Source organism: Jiangella aurantiaca, from assembly GCF_004349105.1.
Taxonomy (GTDB): domain Bacteria; phylum Actinomycetota; class Actinomycetes; order Jiangellales; family Jiangellaceae; genus Jiangella; species Jiangella aurantiaca.
The window spans coordinates 1-18097 of record NZ_SMLB01000076.1 but is presented as its reverse complement, the minus strand read 5'-3'; the positions used below and the strand labels follow the sequence as shown (position 1 = coordinate 18097).

Annotated in this window: 19 protein-coding genes; 7 read left to right on the top strand and 12 right to left on the bottom strand. The window is 70.8% G+C overall.

Annotated elements, in window-relative coordinates; all coding sequences use genetic code 11:
- The 6 genes from E1262_RS29175 to E1262_RS29150 all read right to left on the bottom strand — a co-directional run.
- On the bottom strand, window positions 1-516 hold a 516-nt coding region (locus tag E1262_RS29175; RefSeq protein WP_132107852.1), incomplete at its 3' end, for a maleylpyruvate isomerase N-terminal domain-containing protein.
- 25 nt (window positions 517-541) lie between these two features.
- Window positions 542-1066 (bottom strand): 2'-5' RNA ligase family protein, encoded by a 525-nt coding sequence (locus E1262_RS29170; protein WP_132107851.1) that lies wholly within the window; start codon window positions 1064-1066, stop codon window positions 542-544.
- 17 nt (window positions 1067-1083) lie between these two features.
- On the bottom strand, window positions 1084-2253 hold the full coding sequence (locus tag E1262_RS29165) for an AAA family ATPase (protein WP_132107850.1): 1170 nt from the start codon (window positions 2251-2253) through the stop codon (window positions 1084-1086).
- Window positions 2254-2289: 36 nt separating this feature from the next.
- Window positions 2290-2718, bottom strand: coding sequence for a type II toxin-antitoxin system VapC family toxin (locus E1262_RS29160; RefSeq protein ID WP_132107849.1), 429 nt, complete (start codon window positions 2716-2718; stop codon window positions 2290-2292).
- The gene (locus E1262_RS29155) at window positions 2715-2975 is read right to left on the bottom strand and encodes a type II toxin-antitoxin system Phd/YefM family antitoxin (protein WP_132107853.1); all 261 of its coding nucleotides are present in this window, start codon (window positions 2973-2975) and stop codon (window positions 2715-2717) included. The genes E1262_RS29160 and E1262_RS29155 overlap by 4 nt, the downstream gene beginning before the upstream one ends.
- Window positions 2976-3012: 37 nt before the next feature.
- Window positions 3013-3633, bottom strand: a complete 621-nt coding sequence (locus E1262_RS29150) for a TetR/AcrR family transcriptional regulator (RefSeq protein WP_132107848.1) — start codon at window positions 3631-3633, stop codon at window positions 3013-3015.
- Between the two features lie 61 nt (window positions 3634-3694).
- Here E1262_RS29150 and E1262_RS29145 point away from each other — a divergent pair, with 61 nt between their 5' ends.
- The 3 genes from E1262_RS29145 to E1262_RS29135 are packed head-to-tail and all read left to right on the top strand — an operon-like array spanning window position 3695 to window position 6098.
- The gene (locus tag E1262_RS29145) at window positions 3695-4108 is read left to right on the top strand and encodes a VOC family protein (protein ID WP_132107847.1); all 414 of its coding nucleotides are present in this window, start codon (window positions 3695-3697) and stop codon (window positions 4106-4108) included.
- A gap of 32 nt (window positions 4109-4140) precedes the next feature.
- Entirely contained in the window at window positions 4141-4746 is a 606-nt protein-coding gene (locus E1262_RS29140) for an ArsR/SmtB family transcription factor (RefSeq protein ID WP_132107846.1), read from the top strand.
- Window positions 4743-6098, top strand: coding sequence for an MFS transporter (locus E1262_RS29135; protein ID WP_132107845.1), 1356 nt, complete (start codon window positions 4743-4745; stop codon window positions 6096-6098). The genes E1262_RS29140 and E1262_RS29135 overlap by 4 nt, the downstream gene beginning before the upstream one ends.
- On the opposite strand, the gene purL is transcribed toward E1262_RS29135, so the two are convergent.
- The 4 genes from purL to E1262_RS29115 all read right to left on the bottom strand — a co-directional run bounded on the left by purL (window position 6062) and on the right by E1262_RS29115 (window position 9984).
- Window positions 6062-8317 (bottom strand): phosphoribosylformylglycinamidine synthase subunit PurL, encoded by a 2256-nt coding sequence (purL, locus tag E1262_RS29130; RefSeq protein WP_132107844.1) that lies wholly within the window; start codon window positions 8315-8317, stop codon window positions 6062-6064. The two genes, E1262_RS29135 and purL, sit on opposite strands and share 37 nt — an antisense overlap.
- A complete protein-coding gene (gene purQ / locus E1262_RS29125; protein WP_132107843.1) occupies window positions 8314-8985 on the bottom strand; it encodes a phosphoribosylformylglycinamidine synthase subunit PurQ in 672 nt (223 codons plus the stop codon). The genes purL and purQ overlap by 4 nt, the downstream gene beginning before the upstream one ends.
- Entirely contained in the window at window positions 8985-9236 is a 252-nt protein-coding gene (gene purS, locus E1262_RS29120; RefSeq protein ID WP_116949361.1) for a phosphoribosylformylglycinamidine synthase subunit PurS, read from the bottom strand. The genes purQ and purS overlap by 1 nt, the downstream gene beginning before the upstream one ends.
- Window positions 9237-9474: 238 nt before the next feature.
- Window positions 9475-9984 (bottom strand): winged helix-turn-helix domain-containing protein, encoded by a 510-nt coding sequence (locus E1262_RS29115; RefSeq protein ID WP_132107842.1) that lies wholly within the window; start codon window positions 9982-9984, stop codon window positions 9475-9477.
- A gap of 337 nt (window positions 9985-10321) precedes the next feature.
- On the opposite strand from E1262_RS29115, the gene E1262_RS31875 reads away from it, so the two are divergent.
- Window positions 10322-14650, top strand: a complete 4329-nt coding sequence (locus E1262_RS31875) for a carboxypeptidase regulatory-like domain-containing protein (RefSeq protein ID WP_132107841.1) — start codon at window positions 10322-10324, stop codon at window positions 14648-14650.
- A gap of 385 nt (window positions 14651-15035) precedes the next feature.
- Here E1262_RS31875 and purB read toward each other — a convergent pair whose 3' ends face one another.
- Entirely contained in the window at window positions 15036-16469 is a 1434-nt protein-coding gene (purB, locus tag E1262_RS29105) for an adenylosuccinate lyase (protein WP_132107840.1), read from the bottom strand.
- Window positions 16470-16604: 135 nt separating this feature from the next.
- On the opposite strand from purB, the gene E1262_RS31160 reads away from it, so the two are divergent.
- Window positions 16605-16748 carry a GPGG-motif small membrane protein gene (locus tag E1262_RS31160; protein WP_199700588.1) on the top strand — a complete coding sequence of 48 codons (144 nt, stop codon included), beginning with the start codon at window positions 16605-16607 and terminating at the stop codon, window positions 16746-16748.
- Window positions 16749-16796: 48 nt separating this feature from the next.
- Here the strand turns inward: E1262_RS31160 and E1262_RS29100 are convergent, their stop codons facing one another.
- Entirely contained in the window at window positions 16797-17465 is a 669-nt protein-coding gene (locus E1262_RS29100; RefSeq protein WP_132107839.1) for a TetR/AcrR family transcriptional regulator, read from the bottom strand.
- A gap of 80 nt (window positions 17466-17545) precedes the next feature.
- Here E1262_RS29100 and E1262_RS29095 point away from each other — a divergent pair, with 80 nt between their 5' ends.
- Window positions 17546-17758: a hypothetical protein gene (locus E1262_RS29095; RefSeq protein WP_132107838.1), complete on the top strand. Its 213-nt coding sequence runs from the start codon at window positions 17546-17548 to the stop codon at window positions 17756-17758.
- Between the two features lies 1 nt (window position 17759).
- A partial coding sequence (locus E1262_RS29090) for a GAP family protein (protein ID WP_203454687.1) occupies window positions 17760-18097 on the top strand: 338 nt, incomplete at its 3' end.

The window sequence follows — 18097 nt, the reverse complement described above, 5'->3', positions numbered from 1 at the left end:
GTCGCGGGGGATGGTGGGCGGGTCGGCGGACGGGACGGAGCGGGCGAGATCGTCGGCGTGGACCGCGATCTCGATCACCCGGGTCAGCAGGTAGTCGCTCTGGCGGGCCGGCACCCGCCGCGTCGTCAGCACGACGTCGTCCAGCCCGCGCGCGTCGACGGTAGATGTCGCGGCCTGGAAGCGCTCGTCGACGGCGGCGAGGATGCGGTCCTTGTCGTGGCCGGCGTCGGCGGCGATCGCGACCGTGCGCTCGGACAGGTCGGCGGCCGCCGCGGCGTATGTCGTCAGGTACTCGCTGAGACTGTGCGGCGCCACCCCGCGCGGAGCCGCCGCCGTCGCCGTCACGGAGTCGGCCACCAGCGCGATGTGCGCCGCCAGGTCAGCGACGGTCCAGCCGGGCAGCACGCTCGGGCCGGTCCAGTGCTCCGGCGGCAACTCGGCCAGCCAGCCGCGCAGCGCCTCATGGCCGCTGCGGTACGCGCCCCACACCGCCGCCGGGTCGATCCGCTTCGCCACCCCGGCAGGCTACCGGGCCGGTCCGTCAGGGGACGTGCGGCAGTGGCCATTGCTCGCCGGTTCCGCTGTCGATCAGCGCGGCCCGGTCGGCAAGCGCGGCCAACGGCAGCACCTCGTACACAGTGGCGGCCAGCACGCCCAGCGCGTCGAGCGGAACGCGCGGCGCGACAGTGCAGTGCGGGACCCACGATCCCGGTGTGTAGCTGCGGTGCAGGTCGGCGCCGGCGGCCTGCAGCGCGGCGGCGATGCGTTCCTGACGCGCGGCGAGTCGGGCGCCGACAGCGGCGATGAGCCAGGACCGGCCGCGCGGGAAGGTCCCCATCCCGTCGAACCTCAGCTGCACCGGACCCCCGTCGGGCAGTGCCTCGACCGTGGCCCGGACCTCGTCGAGATCCCATCGGCGCAGCACCGCCAGCGAGACGTGCGGCACGTGCCGGCCATGCGTGTGCGAGCCCAGCGACGCGATGCCGCGTTCCTCGAGGCGGTTCCACAGCCGGCGGACGGCTGCCTCGGCCGGCGGGTCGAACAGCAGGCAGACCGCGAGCGCCATGCCCCCACGCTAGGGCGTCAGCGCAATCCCCAGTTCCACGACGGCCGCTCGAACCGGCCCTGTCCCTCGATCCGCGTCTCACCAACGTCCTTGACCAGCTCGACCCGGGCCGCCGCAGCGCCGATGTGGTCGATCAGTGCGCGCGAGTGCGTGACGACGACGATCTGGGTGCTCTCGTGCGCCTTGACGACCAGCTCGGCCAAGGCGGGCACCAGTTGCGGATGCAGGCTGGTCTCGGGCTCGTTCAGCACCATCAGCGCGGGTGGTCGCGGTGTGAGCAGCGCCGCGGCCCAGAGCAGGAACCGCAGCGTGCCGTCGGAGAGCTCCGCCCCGGATAGCGGACGGAGCAGGCCGTGCTGCCGGAAGGAGAGGTCGAGCCGGCCGCCGACCTGGGTGATCTCGAGCCGCGACCCCGGGAAGGCACGGGCGACCGCCTCGTCGAGCGCCTCGACCGCCCCGACCTCGCGGATCGTCTGCAGCGCGGCGGCCAGGTCGGCGCCGTCGTCGGCCAGGACCGTGGTGCGGGTGCCCAGCCGCGGCTGCCGGGCCGGTGCGCCGGCATCGGTGCGGAAGTGGTCGTAGAAGCGCCAGCTCCGCACCTGCTCGCGGACGGTGAGCAGCTCGGGCGCGCGGACGGGATCGGTGACCTCGCTCAGCATGCTCTCGAAGGTGCGCAGGCCCTGGGCCAGGTGGTCCCACTCGCCGCTGCCCGAGCGCACGCGCACCAGCTCGTTGCGGCGGTCGGCCAGCCAGGTGCCCGGCCGCAGCACCGGGCCGCTCCAGATGGCCTCGCGCTTGATCTCCGGGTCGAGCTGGAAGAACGACGGGTTCGTCTTGCTGATGGGCCGGGGCAGCCCGAGATCGATGAGGTAGCCGAAGTCGTCGCCGGCGAAGCCCATGCGGACGTTGACCGGCTCGGTCCGCCGCGTGCCCTCGACCCGGTGCTCCCCCGACCGCATCTCGCGGCTGATCTTCTCCGGGCCGGCCCAGGTGACCGACGGCATGCCACCCTCGCGGGCGAGGGAGGCGATGACGTCGCCGCGTGCGCAGTCGGCGAGCAGCCGCAGCGCGCGGTACAAGCTCGACTTGCCGGTGCCGTTCGCGCCGGTGACGATGTCGAGGCCGGTCAGCGGCAGGACGACGTCGCGCAGCGACCGGTAGTTCGCGATGGCGACCGTCCGCAGCATGGCCTCATCATCGCGCCCGGCACCGACAGCCGGCCGCTACGCCTCCACGCCCCAGGGGTTGAACAGCTCCACACCCATCGGAGCGAAGTCTGCGAGGTTCCTGGTTGCCAGTGTGAGTTCGTAGCAGAGTGCCGTCGCGCCGATCTGCGTGTCGATGGGGTCCACCGGCCGGCCGTTCGCCTGGCATGCGGCCAGTGTGCGGCCCCAAAGGTCCGCGACGGCAGCGTCGACGGCGAGGATCCGGCCTTCGAACCGAGGGACCAGACTCTCGACCAGCCACACCTCGAGGTTGCGACGGCGCCGCCCCAACGGCAGCTTCTCGATGCCTTTGCGCACCTCGCCGACGGTGACGGCGCTGATGAACGTGCTCTCTTCGGGCACCTCGTCGAGCCAGTCGATGACGTTGTGGTCGGGGAACCTGCGGAAGCCCTCGGAGATGACGTTGGTGTCGAGCAGGAAGGTCACAGATCGACCTCGCGGACCCGGCCGCCCTTTTCCCGCTCGAGGATGAGGTCTTCGTTACCGACCGGTGCAGTCGCGAGAAACTCCGCGAGCGTTCCTCGGCGGCGCTTGCGGCGCTCCCACTCGTCGACGGATACGACGACGGCGACCGGGTGGCCGCGGCGGCTGATGGTCTGTGGGCCGTCTCGCCCCACGGTGTCGAGCAGCTCGCTGAGCCGCGCCTTCGCCTCGGCGACGCTCCAGGTATCGAGCGCGGTCATGGTCACCACCTCCTGCTGACCATACTAGTCATCATGGTCACCCAGTGCCACCCGCCGGTACCCGTAGGGCGTCGAGCAGGGATCGGAGCGCGGCGACGGTGTTGTCGAGGTCGCGCGGGTCGTCGGAGCGGGCCAGCCAGAGGGCGGCCTCGTTCATCGCGCCGGACAGCAGGTGGGTGAGCGGCTCGACCGGCTGCCGCGCCAGGACGCCGTCATCGATGACGGTCTGCAGGGCCTCCCGTAGGTGCCGCCCGGAGGAGGCATCGTCGAGGGCGCGCCACTCGTCCCAGCCCAGCACTGCCGGGCCGTCGATCAGCATGATGCGCTGGACCTCGGGGTCGGCACTGGCGCGCAGGAATGCCTCGCAGCCGGCGGTCAGCTGCCGCCAGGAGTCCGGCTCGGCCTCCGCCGCGGCGACGACTCGCGCGGCGACCTGCTCCTGGACCTGCTCGACCACGGCGCGGAACAGTGCGGCCTTGTTGGTGAAGTGGTGGTAGAGCGCGCCCTTGGTGAGCCCGAGCGCGTCGACGATGCCGGCCAGGCTCACCGCGCCGTACCCGTCGCGGGCGAACTGCCGGCGCGCCTCGGTGAGCAGGGCGTGGACGGTTGCCTGCCGCCGCTCGAGCTTGGTGGGGGACACCGCACCTCCAGTTGACATACCGAGGGTATGCATCCTACCGTCTTCCACATACCGACGGTAGGTATTTGAGGAGAAACCCATGGCGATCAACGGCTTCTACCCAGTCATCTGCAGCACCGACGTCGCCGCCGCGCGGGACTTCTACGTCAGACACTTCGGCTTCGCGCCCACGTTCGAGGCCGACTGGTACGTCAGCCTGCGTCATCCGGACGCCCCGCAGGTCGAACTGGCCGTCGTCGACCACCGTCACCCGACCGTCCCGGAGCGGTTCCGGCAGCCGGCCCGTGGGCTGCTGCTCAACCTCGAGGTGCCGGACGTCGACGAGTGGTACGCGCGCCTGGTCGACGGCGCTCACCTGCCGGTCGCGCTGGACCTGCGCGACGAGGCCTTCGGCCAGCGTCACTTCATCGTCGAGGCGCCCGGCGGCGTGCTGGTCGACGTCATCACGCCGATCGAGCCGACGGACGAATACGCAGCGCAGTATGCATCTTGACAGTATGGTCGGGATTCGCCGACCATACTGGAATGGCCGACCAGTCCGCCACTCCCGACTATGAGCTCGCCGATGAGCTCGAGCTCACCGACCCCGCCCAGTACCGGGCGCTGTTCGACGACACCCGTCTGAAGATCGTCCACCTGCTGCTGGAGCGCGCCGCCACGACGTCGGAGCTCGCCGTCGCGCTCGACAAGCCGAAGGGAACGGTCGGTCACCACCTCAAGGTCCTCGAGTACGCGGGATTGGTGCACGTCGTCCGCACCAAGCAGGTGCGCGCCATCGAGGCCCGCTACTACGGCCGCACGGCGCGGGTGTTCCTGTACCACGACTGGGACCGCAGCTTCTTCGACGGCATCGGGCTGGAGCCCAAGGGCCTGCTCGGGGAGATCACGGCCGAGATCGCGCAGATTCCGGAGGAGCACCAGGACCTGCCCATGCTGACGAACTCGCGGTACGCCCGCATCCCGGCCGAGCGGGCCGAGGAGTGGCGGCAGCGCCTGATCGAGCTGCTCGACGAGTTCGTCCGCCAGCCGCGGGCGGGCGAGGTGACCTACGGCCTGCTGGTGGGCATCTTCCCGACCGGACGCGGCCATCTGCCGGATCCCGGCGACGACACGAAGGGTGGGGCCGCATGACCACGACCGCCGCGCCGGGGTCGACCCACCTGGGCCGCAACTACTGGAAGCTGTGGAGCGCGTCGGTCGTCTCGAACTTCGGCGACGGCCTGTCGGCGGTGGCGATCCCGTGGCTGGCCACGGCCGTCACCCGCGACCCGATGCAGATCGCGCTCGTCACGCTGGCCACCCGGCTGCCGTGGCTGCTGTTCTCCCTGCCGGCCGGGGTCATCACCGACCGCCTCGACCGCCGCAAGTTGGTCGCCGCGATGGACGTGCTGCGGTTCGCCGTCATGGGCACGTTCGCGTTCGTAGTGCTGGCGTGGCAGTCCGACCTGCCGACGCCGGACCAGATCGCCGGCGGCACCGCCGACCTGCCCGAGAACGGCACCGTCCTGTTGGTCCTGCTCTACCTGATGGCGTTCCTGCTGGGGACCGCCGAGGTGCTGCGCGACAACACCGCGCAGACGCTGCTGCCGTCGATCGTCGCCAAGGACCGGCTGGAGAAGGCGAACGGCCGCATGTGGGGCGCGGAGGTCGTCGTCAACAACTTCGTCGGCCCGCCCCTGGCCGGCCTGCTGCTCGGACTGGCGTTCGCCCTGCCGTTCTTCATCAACGCCGGCACGTTCGCCGTCGCGGCCGGGCTGGTGTTCATGTTGGCCGGGCAGTTCGCGCCGAAGGGCAAGGTCACCAGCGGCCGCATCGACTGGAAGACCGAGATCGCCGAGGGCGTGCGCTGGCTGTGGAACCACGACCTGCTGCGCTCGCTGGCGTTCCTGCTCGGCGCGGCGAACGGCCTGAACGCGGCCGCAATGGCGATCTACGTGCTGCTCGCGCAGGAGATCCTCGACCTGAACGCGACGCAGTTCGGCATCCTGCTGTCCGGGACGGCGGTCGGTGCGGTGATCGGGTCGTTGGTCGCCCACAAGGTCAGCGCGCGGATCGGCCCCGGCACGTCACTGTTCGTGTCGCTGATCGTGCTCGGCGGTAGCCTGGGCGGGATCGGCCTGGTGTCGTCGCCGTTCATCGTCTACGCGGTGCTGGTGATCGAGGGCTTCTTCATCGTGCTGTGGAACGTCATCACGGTGTCGATGCGGCAGAGCATCATCCCCGACCACCTGCTCGGCCGCGTCAACTCCGTCTACCGGTTCTTCGGCTGGGGCGCGATCTCGCTCGGCACGCTGCTCGGCGGCGTTCTGGTGACCGTCGGCGACACGTGGCTGAGCCGCGAGTGGTCGCTGCGGCTGCCGTTCCTGGTCGCCGCGGCCGTGCACGTGCTGATGGTCGTCTACGCGCTGCCGCGGCTGACCAACGGCCGCATCGCCGAGGCGAAGGCTCAGGCCTCGAAGGCCGAAGACAGCGTCGACTCGTGAGCCGTGCGCAGCTGGTCGAGCGGCACCGCGAACAGCCCCTGTACGTCGAGCACGCCGCCGTCGTCGACCACGCCGATGCGCTGGTGCGCGAACCGCCGTGCCGAGCACATGTCGGTGAACCGCACCTCCTCCGAGCGCGGCACCGCCACGATCGCCCGCGCCTGCGACTCGGAGAACAGGAACACGAACGGGTCGAGGCCGTCGGGCACCCACACCCGCGCGCCCACGCCGTAGCGCAGCACCGACTCCGTCAGAGCGATCGCCAGCCCGCCGTCGGAGAGGTCGTGCGCGGCGTCGATCAGCCCGTCGCGTGAGGCGTTGACGAGGATATCGGCCAGTTCGCGCTCCGCGGCGAGGTCGACCGACGGCGGCAGCCCGCCCAGGTGCCCGTGCTCGGCCCACGCCCACTCCGAGCCGCCGAACTCGTCGCGCGTCTCGCCCAGCAGGTAGATGACCTGCCCCGACGTGCGGAACCCCTGCGGCGTGCGCCGGGCGACGTCGTCCAGCACGCCGAGCACCCCGACGATCGCCGTCGGCAGGATCGCGGTGCCGCCGGTCTGGTTGTACAGCGACACGTTGCCGCCGGTGACCGGCGTGCCGAGCGCCTGGCAGCCGTCGGCGAGGCCGCGGATCGCCTCGGCGAACTGCCACATGACGGCGGGGTCCTCGGGCGAGCCGAAGTTGAGGCCGTCGGTGACGGCGAGCGGCCGGGCGCCGGTGGTGGCGACGTTGCGGTAGGCCTCGGCCAGCGCCAGCTGCGCGCCGGTGTACGGGTCGAGCTTGGCGTAGCGGCCGTTGCCGTCGGTGGCGATCGCCACGCCGAGACCCGTCGACTCGTCGATGCGCAGCACGCCGGCGTCCTCGGGCTGCGCGAGCACCGTGTTGCCGAGCACGTATCGGTCGTACTGGTCGGTGATCCACGCCTTCGACGCGAGGTTCGGCGACGCCAGCAGCCGCAGCAGGGTGTCGCGCAGCTCCTCGCCGCCCGAAGGCCGGGGCAGCGAGTCCGGCCCGGCCGCCTGCAGCTCGTCCTGCCACGCCGGCCGCTCGAACGGCCGCTCGTACACCGGGCCGTCGTGGGCGACGGTGCGCGGGTCGACGTCGACGATGGTCTCGCCGTGCCAGTCGATGATCAGCCGGCCGGTGTCGGTGACCTCACCGATGACCGCGGTCTCGACGTCCCACCTGGCGGTGATGGCGAGGAACGCGTCGAGGTTCTCGGGCGTGACGATGCCCATCATACGTTCCTGCGACTCCGACATCATGATCTCGCCGGGCGTCAGGCTGGGGTCGCGCAGCAGCACCTTCTCGAGCTGCACGTACATGCCGCCGTCGCCGTTGCTGGCCAGCTCGGACGTCGCGCAGGAGATGCCGGCCGCGCCGAGGTCCTGGATCGCCTCGACGACCTGTGCCTCGAACAGCTCGAGGCAGCACTCGATCAGCACCTTCTCCATGAACGGGTCGCCGACCTGCACGGCCGGCCGCTTGCTCGGCTTCGAGTCATCGAACGACTCCGAGGCGAGGATCGACGCGCCGCCGATGCCGTCGCCGCCGGTGCGGGCGCCGAACAGCACGACCTTGTTGCCGACGCCGGTGGCGTTGGCCAGGTGGATGTCCTCGTGCTTCATGACGCCGACGCACAGCGCGTTGACCAGCGGGTTCGCGGCATAGGACGGGTCGAAGACGACCTCGCCGCCGATGTTGGGCAGGCCCAGGCAGTTGCCGTAGCCGCCGACCCCGGCCACGACGCCCGGCAGCACCCGGTGGGTGTCGTCGGCCTCGAGCGGGCCGAACCGCAGCGAGTCCATGACGGCGACCGGCCGCGCACCCATGGCCAGGATGTCGCGGACGATGCCGCCGACGCCCGTCGCCGCGCCCTGGTACGGCTCGACGTAGGACGGGTGGTTGTGCGACTCGATCTTGAAGGTGACGGCGTAGCCGTGGCCGATGTCGACGACGCCGGCGTTCTGACCCATGCCGACCAGGAGTGCGTCGGACGCCGGGGCCTTCTCTCCGAACTGGCGCAGATGCACCTTGGAGCTCTTGTACGAGCAGTGCTCGGACCACATGACGCTGTACATGGCCAGCTCGGCGTTGGTGGGCCGGCGGCCGAGGATGTCGCGGATGCGCTGGTACTCGTCCTCTTTGAGGCCCAGCTCGTCCCAGGGCTGCGGCTGGTCGGGCGTCTTCGCGGCCAGCTCGACGGTGTCGATGGTCACGCTCGGACCAGTCCTTCCAGCACGGAGGTGAAGAAGCCCAGCCCGTCGGTGCTGGGCCCGGTGAGCGACTCGACCGCGTGCTCGGGGTGCGGCATCAGCCCGACGACGTTGCCGCGGGCGTTCGTGATACCGGCGATGTCGCGGTAGGAGCCGTTGGGGTTGTCGCCGAGGTACCGGACGACGACCCGCCCCTCACCCTCGAGCTCGTCGAGCGTGCGCTGGTCGGCGACGTAGCCGCCCTCGCCGTTCTTCAGCGGGATGACGATCTCCTGGGCGGCCGCGTAGCCAGAGGTCCACGCCGTCGTCGTGCTCTCGACCCGCAGCGGCTGGTCGCGGCAGACGAACTTGCGGTGGTCGTTGCGGATCAGCGCGCCGGGCAGGAGATGCGACTCGCACAGCACCTGGAAGCCGTTGCAGATGCCGAGCACCGGCAGCCCGCCGCGTGCGGCGTCGATCAGCGGCTCCATGACCGGCGCGAACCGGGCGATCGCGCCGCAGCGCAGGTAGTCGCCGTAGGAGAAGCCGCCCGGCAGCACCACGGCGTCGACGCCGTGCAGGTCGGCGTCGCCGTGCCAGAGCGCGACCGCCTCGCCGCCGGCGACCCGGACGGCCCGGGCGGCGTCGCGGTCGTCCAGGGAGCCGGGGAACGTGACGACGCCGATGCGCATCAGACGCCGGCCTCCACGTGGACGGTGAAGTCCTCGATGACGGGGTTGGCGAGCAGCGTCGCCGCGGCGCGCTCGATCTCGGCCACCGCCTCGGGCGTCGCCTCGCCGTCGAGTTCGATCTCGAACCGCTTGCCCTGCCGGACCGAGGCAACGCCCTCGAAGCCGAGCCGGCCGAACGCACCCTGCACGGCTTTGCCCTGCGGGTCGAGAATCTCGGGTTTGAGCATGACGTCGACAACGACGCGGGCCACGGGCACGCTCCTCGCGCGGCAGAAGAACCGGGGGACGTGCCCCAGGATACCCAGTCGCCCGGCGGACCGGGGCAGGAGCGGGCCTGCCACGGCTCGGCGGCGGCTCGGTCTGCGCCCTGCCCGGACCGAACCGCCGCCCGCCGCACCCAACCCATCACCGGCCGCGGACGCCGGCCGCGCCACCCCACCGCCGACCGCGAGGTGTCAGACGGCGGCGCGTCCCACGAGGGAATGGGGATCAGTCCGGGACGACCAGCCGGAAGCCGACGCCGCGCACCGAGACGACGCGCAACTCGTCGACCACGAGCGCCAGCCGCCGGCGCAGCCGTTTCACCGCCGACACGACGGGGTCGGCGTCGCCCAGGTAGCGGGTCTTCCAGATCCGCGCCATCAGCTCCTCGAACGTCCAGACCCGCCCGGCCTCCGTCGCCAGCGTCGCCAGCAGGTCGAACTCGCGGGCGCTCAACGCGATGTCGACCTCGCCCCAGGTGACCTGCCGCGACACCAGGTCGACGCGCAGACACCCGCGCTTGATGACGCGGGTCTCGAGGTCCTCGACGCCGGCCGGGCTGTCGGGCACGCCGAGATCACCCACCAGCAGCCTGCGTGCCGCCTCGGTGTCCGGCGCGATCATGACGATGGCCCGCCGGTCGATCGCCAGGGCGATCGCGGTCGAGTCCTCCGGCGTCGTGCCGACACAGATGACGAATGGCGTGATCGTTTCAATGTATGGCGCTGCGGACACCATGCATCAACTCCCTGAACCGCCCCACCGATTGCTTGGCAGCATGACAGGTTTCGCAACGGTTTGGTATGTCCCACGGAATATTTCCGGTTAAATCCGGGGCATCCGGGAGTCAATCCATCTGACATCGCCCCTCAACGGCCTCTGTCTTGCCCCTGAACCGACCTTGTCGCCGGTAGCCGGACGTAGCCAGGATGGCGCTACCGCATTTCGGACAAGTGTGACACGGCGCCCCGTCACCCCTTCGCTGTGTCGCGCGCCCCCACAGGAGGTCCCCGTGCAGCTACCAGCCCACCGAGGTCGGCGATATCTCGCTGCCGTACTCTCGGTCTTCGCCTTGGTGTCGGCCGTTCTGGCCGCCACTCCGGCGCAGGCCGGATTCGGCCGTCCGGCCCAGCCCGCGTCGAAGATCGAGCCGGGTGTGTTCGACCCCGACGCCGTCAAGGACAGCGCGGACTTCTGGGTCCGGTTCACCTCGTCCGCGCGGACGATGTCCGCCAGCGCCATCGAGGACTGGACCGAACGTGGTCAGTTCGTGGTCGACCAGCTGAAGGCGACGGCCGACCAGTCGCAGGCCGCCGTCCGCAAGCTCCTGGACGAGCGGGGCGTCGGCTACCAGGCCCACTGGATCACCAACGCGATCCTGGTCGAGGACGGCACCCGCGCCCTGGCCGAGCAGATCGCCGCGCTCGACGGCGTCGAGCAGATCCGCGCGCCGCGAACGTACGAGCTGCCGGAGCCGGTCGACGCGAAGCCGTCCAGCGGCATGGGCACGGCCGTGGTCGAGTGGGGCATCGCGAACATCAACGCCGACGACGTCTGGTCACAGTTCGGCGTCCGAGGCGAGGGCATCGTCGTCGCCAACATCGACAGCGGCGTCGACTACGACCATCCGGCGCTCGTCGAGCAGTACCGCGGCAACGACGGCGGCAGCTTCGACCACAACTACAACTGGTTCGACGCCACCGGCAGCAGCGACACCCCGTTCGATGGGGCGGGCAACTCCCACGGCACCCACACGATGGGCACCATGGTGGGCGACGACGGTGCCGGCAACCAGATCGGTGTCGCACCCGGCGCCACCTGGATCGCGGCCAACGGCTGCAACACCTGCTCCGACGCCGACCTCATCGAGTCGGGCGAGTGGATGCTCGCGCCGACCGACCTCAACGGCCAGAACCCGGACGTGTCCAGGCGGCCGCACATCGTCAACAACTCCTGGGGGTCGATCTTCCCGTCGAACGACCCGTTCATGGAGGACATCCTCATCGAGTGGGCGGACGCCGGCATCTTCGGCGTGTGGGCCAACGGCAACAGCGGCGACGCGTGCGAGACCAGCGGGTCGCCCGGCAGCCGAGCGATCAACTACTCCGTCGGGGCATACGACGTCAACAACGTCATCGCCGACTTCTCCGGCCGCGGTCCCGGCCAGGACGGCGAGATCAAGCCGAGCATCTCCGCACCCGGCGTGAACGTCCGTTCGTCGGTCAACGGCGGCGGCTACGGCTCGCTGTCCGGGACCTCGATGGCCACGCCGCACACCGCGGGCGCCATCGCGCTGCTGTGGTCGGCCGCGCCGGCGCTGGTCGGCGACGTCGAGGGCACCCGTGCGCTGCTCGACGAGACGGCGATCAACGTCGAGGACCTCACCTGCGGCGGCACCGCGGACGACAACAACGTCTGGGGTGAGGGCCGGCTCGACGCGCTCGCGCTGCTCGAGGCGGCACCGACCGGCGAGACCGGCACGCTGGCCGGCACCGTCACCGCGGCCGGCGTTCCGGTCGATGGCGCCACCGTCACCGTGGCCGGCCCGATCGAGCGGCAGACCACCACCGGCGAGGACGGCGCCTACTCGCTCGTGCTCACCGCGGGCGACTACGACGTGACGGTGTCCGCGTTCGGCTACCAGTCCGCGACAGCCACCGCCACGATCACCCCCGACGGCACGACGACGCTGGACGTCGCCCTCGAGCTGGCCGACAGCCACGCCGTCACGGGCACCGTCACCGACGCGCTGTCCGGCGACCCGATCGCCGGCGCCACCGTCACCATCGAGGACGCCCCCGTGGCGCCCGCGACGACCGGCGCCGACGGCCGCTACACGTTCGCCGCGGTCCCGGCCGGCTCGTACGCACTGACCGCCGAGGGCGGGCAGTGCACCGACCCGCTGACGCAGGCGCTGACGGTCGGCGGGCCGTCGACGTTGGACTTCGCGCTGCCGAAGCGGACCGACGGGTACGGGTACTTCTGCACCACCGGCCCGTCCGAGTACGTCGAGGGCACCGACCCGGTGGCCCTGACCGGGGACGAGACGACGGCGACGGTCGAGCTGCCGTTCTCGTTCCCGCTGTACGGCGAGAGCTACGACACCGCGTATTTGTCCTCCAACGGGCACGTGAACTTCCTGGCTCCCGTTACCAACTACTCGAACACCGCGTTGCCCAGCACGGCCGCGCCGAACGCGACGCTGGCGCCGTTCTGGGACGACCTGCACATCCACGCCGACGGCGGCGTCTACACCGGCACCGTCGACGGCGGGTTCGTCATCGAGTACCGCAACGTCGCGTTCTACGCTGTCGCGGACCTGCGGGTCGACTTCAGCGTGACGCTGCATGAGGACGGCAGCGTCACCTTCGCCTACCGGAACCTCGACCCGGCGCAGGCGCGGGAGCTCGGCAACGGCGCCACCGTCGGCATCGAGAACGCCACCGGCACCGACGCCCTCCAGTACTCGTTCAACGAAGCGGCGCTGTCCGACGACACGGCGATCACGTTCGCGCTGCCGCCGAACGGCTACGTCACGGGCACCGTCACCGACGCCAACGACGACCTGCCAGTCGAGGGTGCCACCGTGGCGGCGGTCGCCGCCGACGGCACCGTCGTCCGCACGGCCACGACCGACGCCGGCGGCGCCTACCGGATGCAGCTGTTCTTCGGTTCGTACGCGGTCCAGGCGAGCAGCGACGGCTACGTCACCGGCAGCGAGGACGTCATCATCAACCAGGACGGCGAGGTGAACACCATCGACTTCACGCTGCCCACGGGCATCGCCGTCGTCGAGTCCGAGGACCTGTCCTGGACGCTCACCGAGGGCCAGACCCGCTCCGGCGAGGTGACCATCACCAACACCGGATCGGCGGACGTGACCTGGGAGGCCACCGAGGTCAACCGGGGCTCCGGGCGGCAGACGGCGCTGACGCCGGCGCTCATGGGCAGCTCGAAGGTGGACGCGAACGCCCGTACGGCGCTCGGCACGTACTCCGCGGAGCAGCTGACCGAGCTGGCGTCGCGGGACATGGCGCCGGCCGCGCCGGGCGACGTCCTGACGCAGTGGGAGACCGCGGGCGTCTCGGTCGCCTGGGGCGTCGGCTACGACGGCGGCGTCTGGGTGTCCGACCCGGACTCCGTCACCAACCACCAGTTCTCCACCGACGGCGAACCGGGCGCGGTGTTCCCGGGCAACTGGGGTGGCGTCTGGAACGGCGACATGGCGCTGGACGCCAGCACGGGCGCGATGTGCCAGGTCAACGTCGGCGGCGACAACGCGATCCACTGCTTCGACACCGCCGACGGCACGGAGCAGTACGTGATCTCGGGCTCGCCGTGGACCGGCATCTCGCAGCGCGGCCTCGCCTACAACCCCGTCGACGACGTCTTCTACATCGGCGGCTGGAACGAGGGCATCATCTACACCGTCGCGGGCCAGTCCCACGACGACCCGGGTGCCACCCTCGCCCAGTGCCAGCCCGAGGACGCGTCCGTCGCCGGGCTGGCCTACAACCCCACGGCCGACGTGCTGTGGATGGTCAACAGCTCGCTGACCACGTTCATCTACCAGCTCGACCCGTCGACGTGCGCCACGATCTCCACGATCGAGTTCCCCGAGCAGGGCGAGGGCCCGGGCGCCGGCCTGGAGATGAGCGACAGCGGTGAGCTGTGGGCGACCAGCCAGCTCACGAACACGGCGTACCTCATCGACAGCGGCGTCCCGAACGCCAGCGACGTGCCGTGGCTCTCGGAGAGCCCGGCGTCCGGCACGCTGGCGCCGGGTGAGTCGGCGACGGTGACGGTCATGGCCGACAGCACCGGCCTCGAGCCCGGCCTCCACGAGGCGACGCTGTCGATCGTCACCAACGCCGGGCGCGTGCCGACACACCAGATCCCGGTGTCGCTGCTGGTGCCCGCGTACCAGGTCGGCGTCAACGCCGGCGGCGCGGCCTACACCGACGGCGACCAGGACGTCTGGCAGGCGGACAAGAAGTACACCGCCGGGTCGTGGGGCTGGGTCGGCCAGCGGGTCGAGGTCAGCAGCACCACCCGGGCGATCGGCGGGACCGAGGACGACCGGCTCTACCAGGACCGGCGGTCGGGCATCTTCAGCTACCGGTTCGACAGCGTTCCGGCCGGCACCTACGAGGTGGAGCTCGGGTTCGCGGAGTTCCAGGCCAACATGCTGCCTGGGCGCCGGGTGTTCGACGTCAGCGTCAACGGCGACTACGTCCTGGTCAACCACGACGTCGCCGCCGAGGTCCGCGGTCTCTGGGCCGACCAGCACACGTTCGTGGTCGAGCACCAGGGCGGGCGGCTGACCGTTCAGTTCCACGACCGCTTCGGCTACCAGCTGCCGATCGTCAACGCTTTGCGCGTGACCGACCGGCCCGACCTGTAGGAGGAGGTTCTTCGTCCCCGGGGGCGGTGCCGGTCGCGGCGCGGCCCTCGGGGGCGTTCCTGGTCCGCGACGCAAAGACGACACCCAGAACGGAGAACGCTCCGGCGATCAGTGGCCAGAGATCCCTCAGGATCTGGCCGACGATCTCGGTGTGCTGACGCAGCTGTCGAAGCCTGGCCAACGTGGTGCGTTCATCCCTGTCACTGCGACTCACAGGTGTCCTCTCTCGAGGGGCCACGCGGTGAGCCGCTCCAACAGCCCGCCCCGTAGCCCGTCAACGGCGGTAGGCTTGTTGCGGCCGGCGGAGGTGCTCCAACACCGTTGATACCGGCCTGACCCCGGCGCGCCTCTCGTTCACTGCGACTCCGCGCCGGGGTCTCTGCTGCTACAGAATCGGCGATGGGGTGTAGGCGGCCGCCACGGGATGAGCTGCCGCGATCTCGTCGACGCGGGCCACGATGGCGCCGACCTGGGCCCGCGCCGCGCCGGTGAACTCCAGCGGCGACCGGACCAGCGAGTCCAGATGCGCGCGGTCGAGCCCCAGCCGCTCGTCCCCCGCCAGCCGCTCGAACAGGTCGTTGCGCTCGGCGCCCTGTTCCCGCATGGACAGCGCGACGGCGACGGCGTGCTCCTTGATGGCCTCGTGCGCCGTCTCGCGCCCGACCCCGGCCTTGACCGCGGCCATGAGCACCGACGTCGTGGCGAGGAAGGGGAGGTAGCGGTCGAGCTCGCGCGAGATGACCGCGGGATAGGCGCCGAACTCGTCGAGAACGGTGAGGAACGTCTCGAACAGGCCGTCGAGCGCGAAGAACGCGTCGGGCAGCGCGACCCGGCGGACGACCGAGCAGAACACGTCGCCCTCGTTCCACTGCGCGCCGGCCAGCTCCGCAGCCATCGACGCGTAGCCGCGCAGCACGACGGCCAGGCCGTTGACCCGCTCGCAGGACCGGGTGTTCATCTTGTGCGGCATCGCGCTGGAGCCGACCTGGCCGGCCTTGAACCCCTCGGTGACCAACTCCTGCCCGGCCATCAGCCGTATCGTGGTGGCCAGCGACGACGGACCGGCGGCCACCTGGACCAGCGCGGACACGACGTCGTGGTCGAGCGAGCGCGGGTAGACCTGGCCGACGCTGGTGAGCACCCGCTCGATGCCCAGGTGCGCGGCGATCCGCTGCTCCAGCGAGGCGAGCCGCTCGGCGTCCCCGCCGAGCAGGTCGAGCATGTCCTGCGCGGTACCGACGGGACCCTTGATGCCACGCAGCGGATACCGCGCGATCAGCTCCTCGACCCGGTCGAACGCCACCAGCACCTCATCAGCCGCCGACGCGAACCGCTTGCCGAGCGTCGTCGCCTGGGCCGGGACATTGTGGCTGCGCCCGGCCATGACGGTCTCTGCGTGCTCGGCGGCGCGCGCGGCCAGCCGGACGAGCACGGCGACCACGCGGTCGCGGACGTGCTCCAGCGACATCCGGATCTGCAGCTGCTCGACGTTCTCGGTGAGGTCGCGGCTGGTCATGCCCTTGTGGACGTGCTCGTGGCCGGCCAGCGCGTTGAACTCTTCGATGCGCGCCTTGACGTCATGCCGGGTCACCCGCTCGCGGGTGGCGATGGAGTCGAGGTCGACGTTCTCGAGCACCGCCCGGTACGCCTCGACCACGCCGTCGGGGACGTCGACGCCGAGGTCGCGCTGGGCCTGCAGCACGGCCAGCCACAGCCGCCGCTCCAGGACGATCTTGTTCTGCTGCGACCACAGCCGGGTCAGCTCCGGCGAGGCGTAGCGGGCGGCGAGGACGTCGGGGATCGAGGGCTTGTCGGGCACGACGCCCATTCTCCCGCACGAAGGGGCCAGGTCGGCACCACCCGTTTGGGAATCAGGCATTCGGGCATCAATCGATCACCGAGCTCAACGCCGCCGGCACCGTCGGCGGCCTGGGAGTGAAGGGAAGAGAGGCAGATGGAATTCCTGCTTTGGATCCTGGCCGTCATCCTGGTGATCGCGGGCATCGTCTCACTGGTACGCGGGCAGATGCTGTGGGGCATCGTCCTCATCGTCGTCGGCCTGCTGGTCGGGCCTGGCGGCGTGAGCGTCTTCACCTGACACAGGCCTCACTATGACAAGGGCGGCGGCACCTCGGTGTGCCACCGCTCAGCCAGCGCCGTCGCCCACGGGCCGAGACCGGTCCGCGGGCGGCGGCTCGTCCGCGAGCGACGGCACCTCGGCGAGGAACGCCCGGAGCACCGTGCGGACCCGCTCCGGCGGCATGTCGTCGGGCACGAACATCGCCTGAGCGGCCAGCCCGTCGACGAAGACATGCAGGTACTCCGCCCAGGCAGCCACGCGCGGATCCAGGTTCTCCGCCGGCACCGGCTCGTTCGGGTAGCCCGAGAGCCGGTACACGATCTGCAGGTACATGTCGCGCTGCTCGGCCCACATGCGGGCCGACTCCTCCAGGTCGTTCTGCCGTGACCACTCCCCGATGGCCAGCCAGAGCTGATACTCCTCGCGCCGCTGGTCGTCCAGCGGGATCAGGTGCTCCAGAATGCGCGCCGCGAGCTCCGGCAGCGGCAGGACAAACTCGTGCTCCGCGATGTAGGCGCGGATTCGCGTCCCGACCCGCTCGGTGACCGTCCGGGCGGCGAACTCGCGCAGCTCACGCTGCGTGGCGAAGTAGTGCCGCACCGCGCCCGTCGACCAGCCGGCCTCGGCCGCCACCGTCCGTACCGACGCACCCGCGGCACCGTCGCGGACCACCACCCGCAGCACCGCGTCGACGATCTCGCGCCGACGCTGTTCGTGATCGACCACCTTCGGCATGGAGTCTTTCTATCACGGGTGTGCTAATTTATTCCGCACAGTCGTATTGGAACACCGTCCGTGACCCGGAAGGACGATCCATGAACCACCCCGAGCACCAGAACCCGCAGGCCGCGCCCGATCGCCGGGCGCCCTGGTGGGTGTACGTCGTCGCGATCGTGAGCGCCAACTACCTGCGGCAGGAGATGGTGCCGACTGGCGAGACCGCGCTCGACGTCGCGCTGTTCGCCGCGGTCGTCGTCGTGGTGATCGTCATCGTGACCGCCGTCTTCCGCGGCACCCGGCGCAGCTGACATGGGCCCCGACGTGGTCCTGCCGGTCTACGGCCTGGCGCTGCTCGACACCCTGAGCCCGGCCACCATCGGCATCTCGATCTACCTGCTGCTCACGGCCGCGTCGCGGACGCCGAGACTGCTGTTCAGCTACCTTGCGACGGTCGCGCTGTTCTACTTCTTCCTCGGCACCGCGCTGATGGCGGGACTCGGCGCCGTAGTCGACTCGCTCGGCGAAGCGGCGAACAGCCGGACCGCGTACCTGATCCAGGCCGGCATCGGCGCCACCCTGTTCGTCGGCGCCTTCTTCGTCCCGACCAAGAAGAAGGACGCCGGCGGCGACGGCAGCGGCGGGACCGG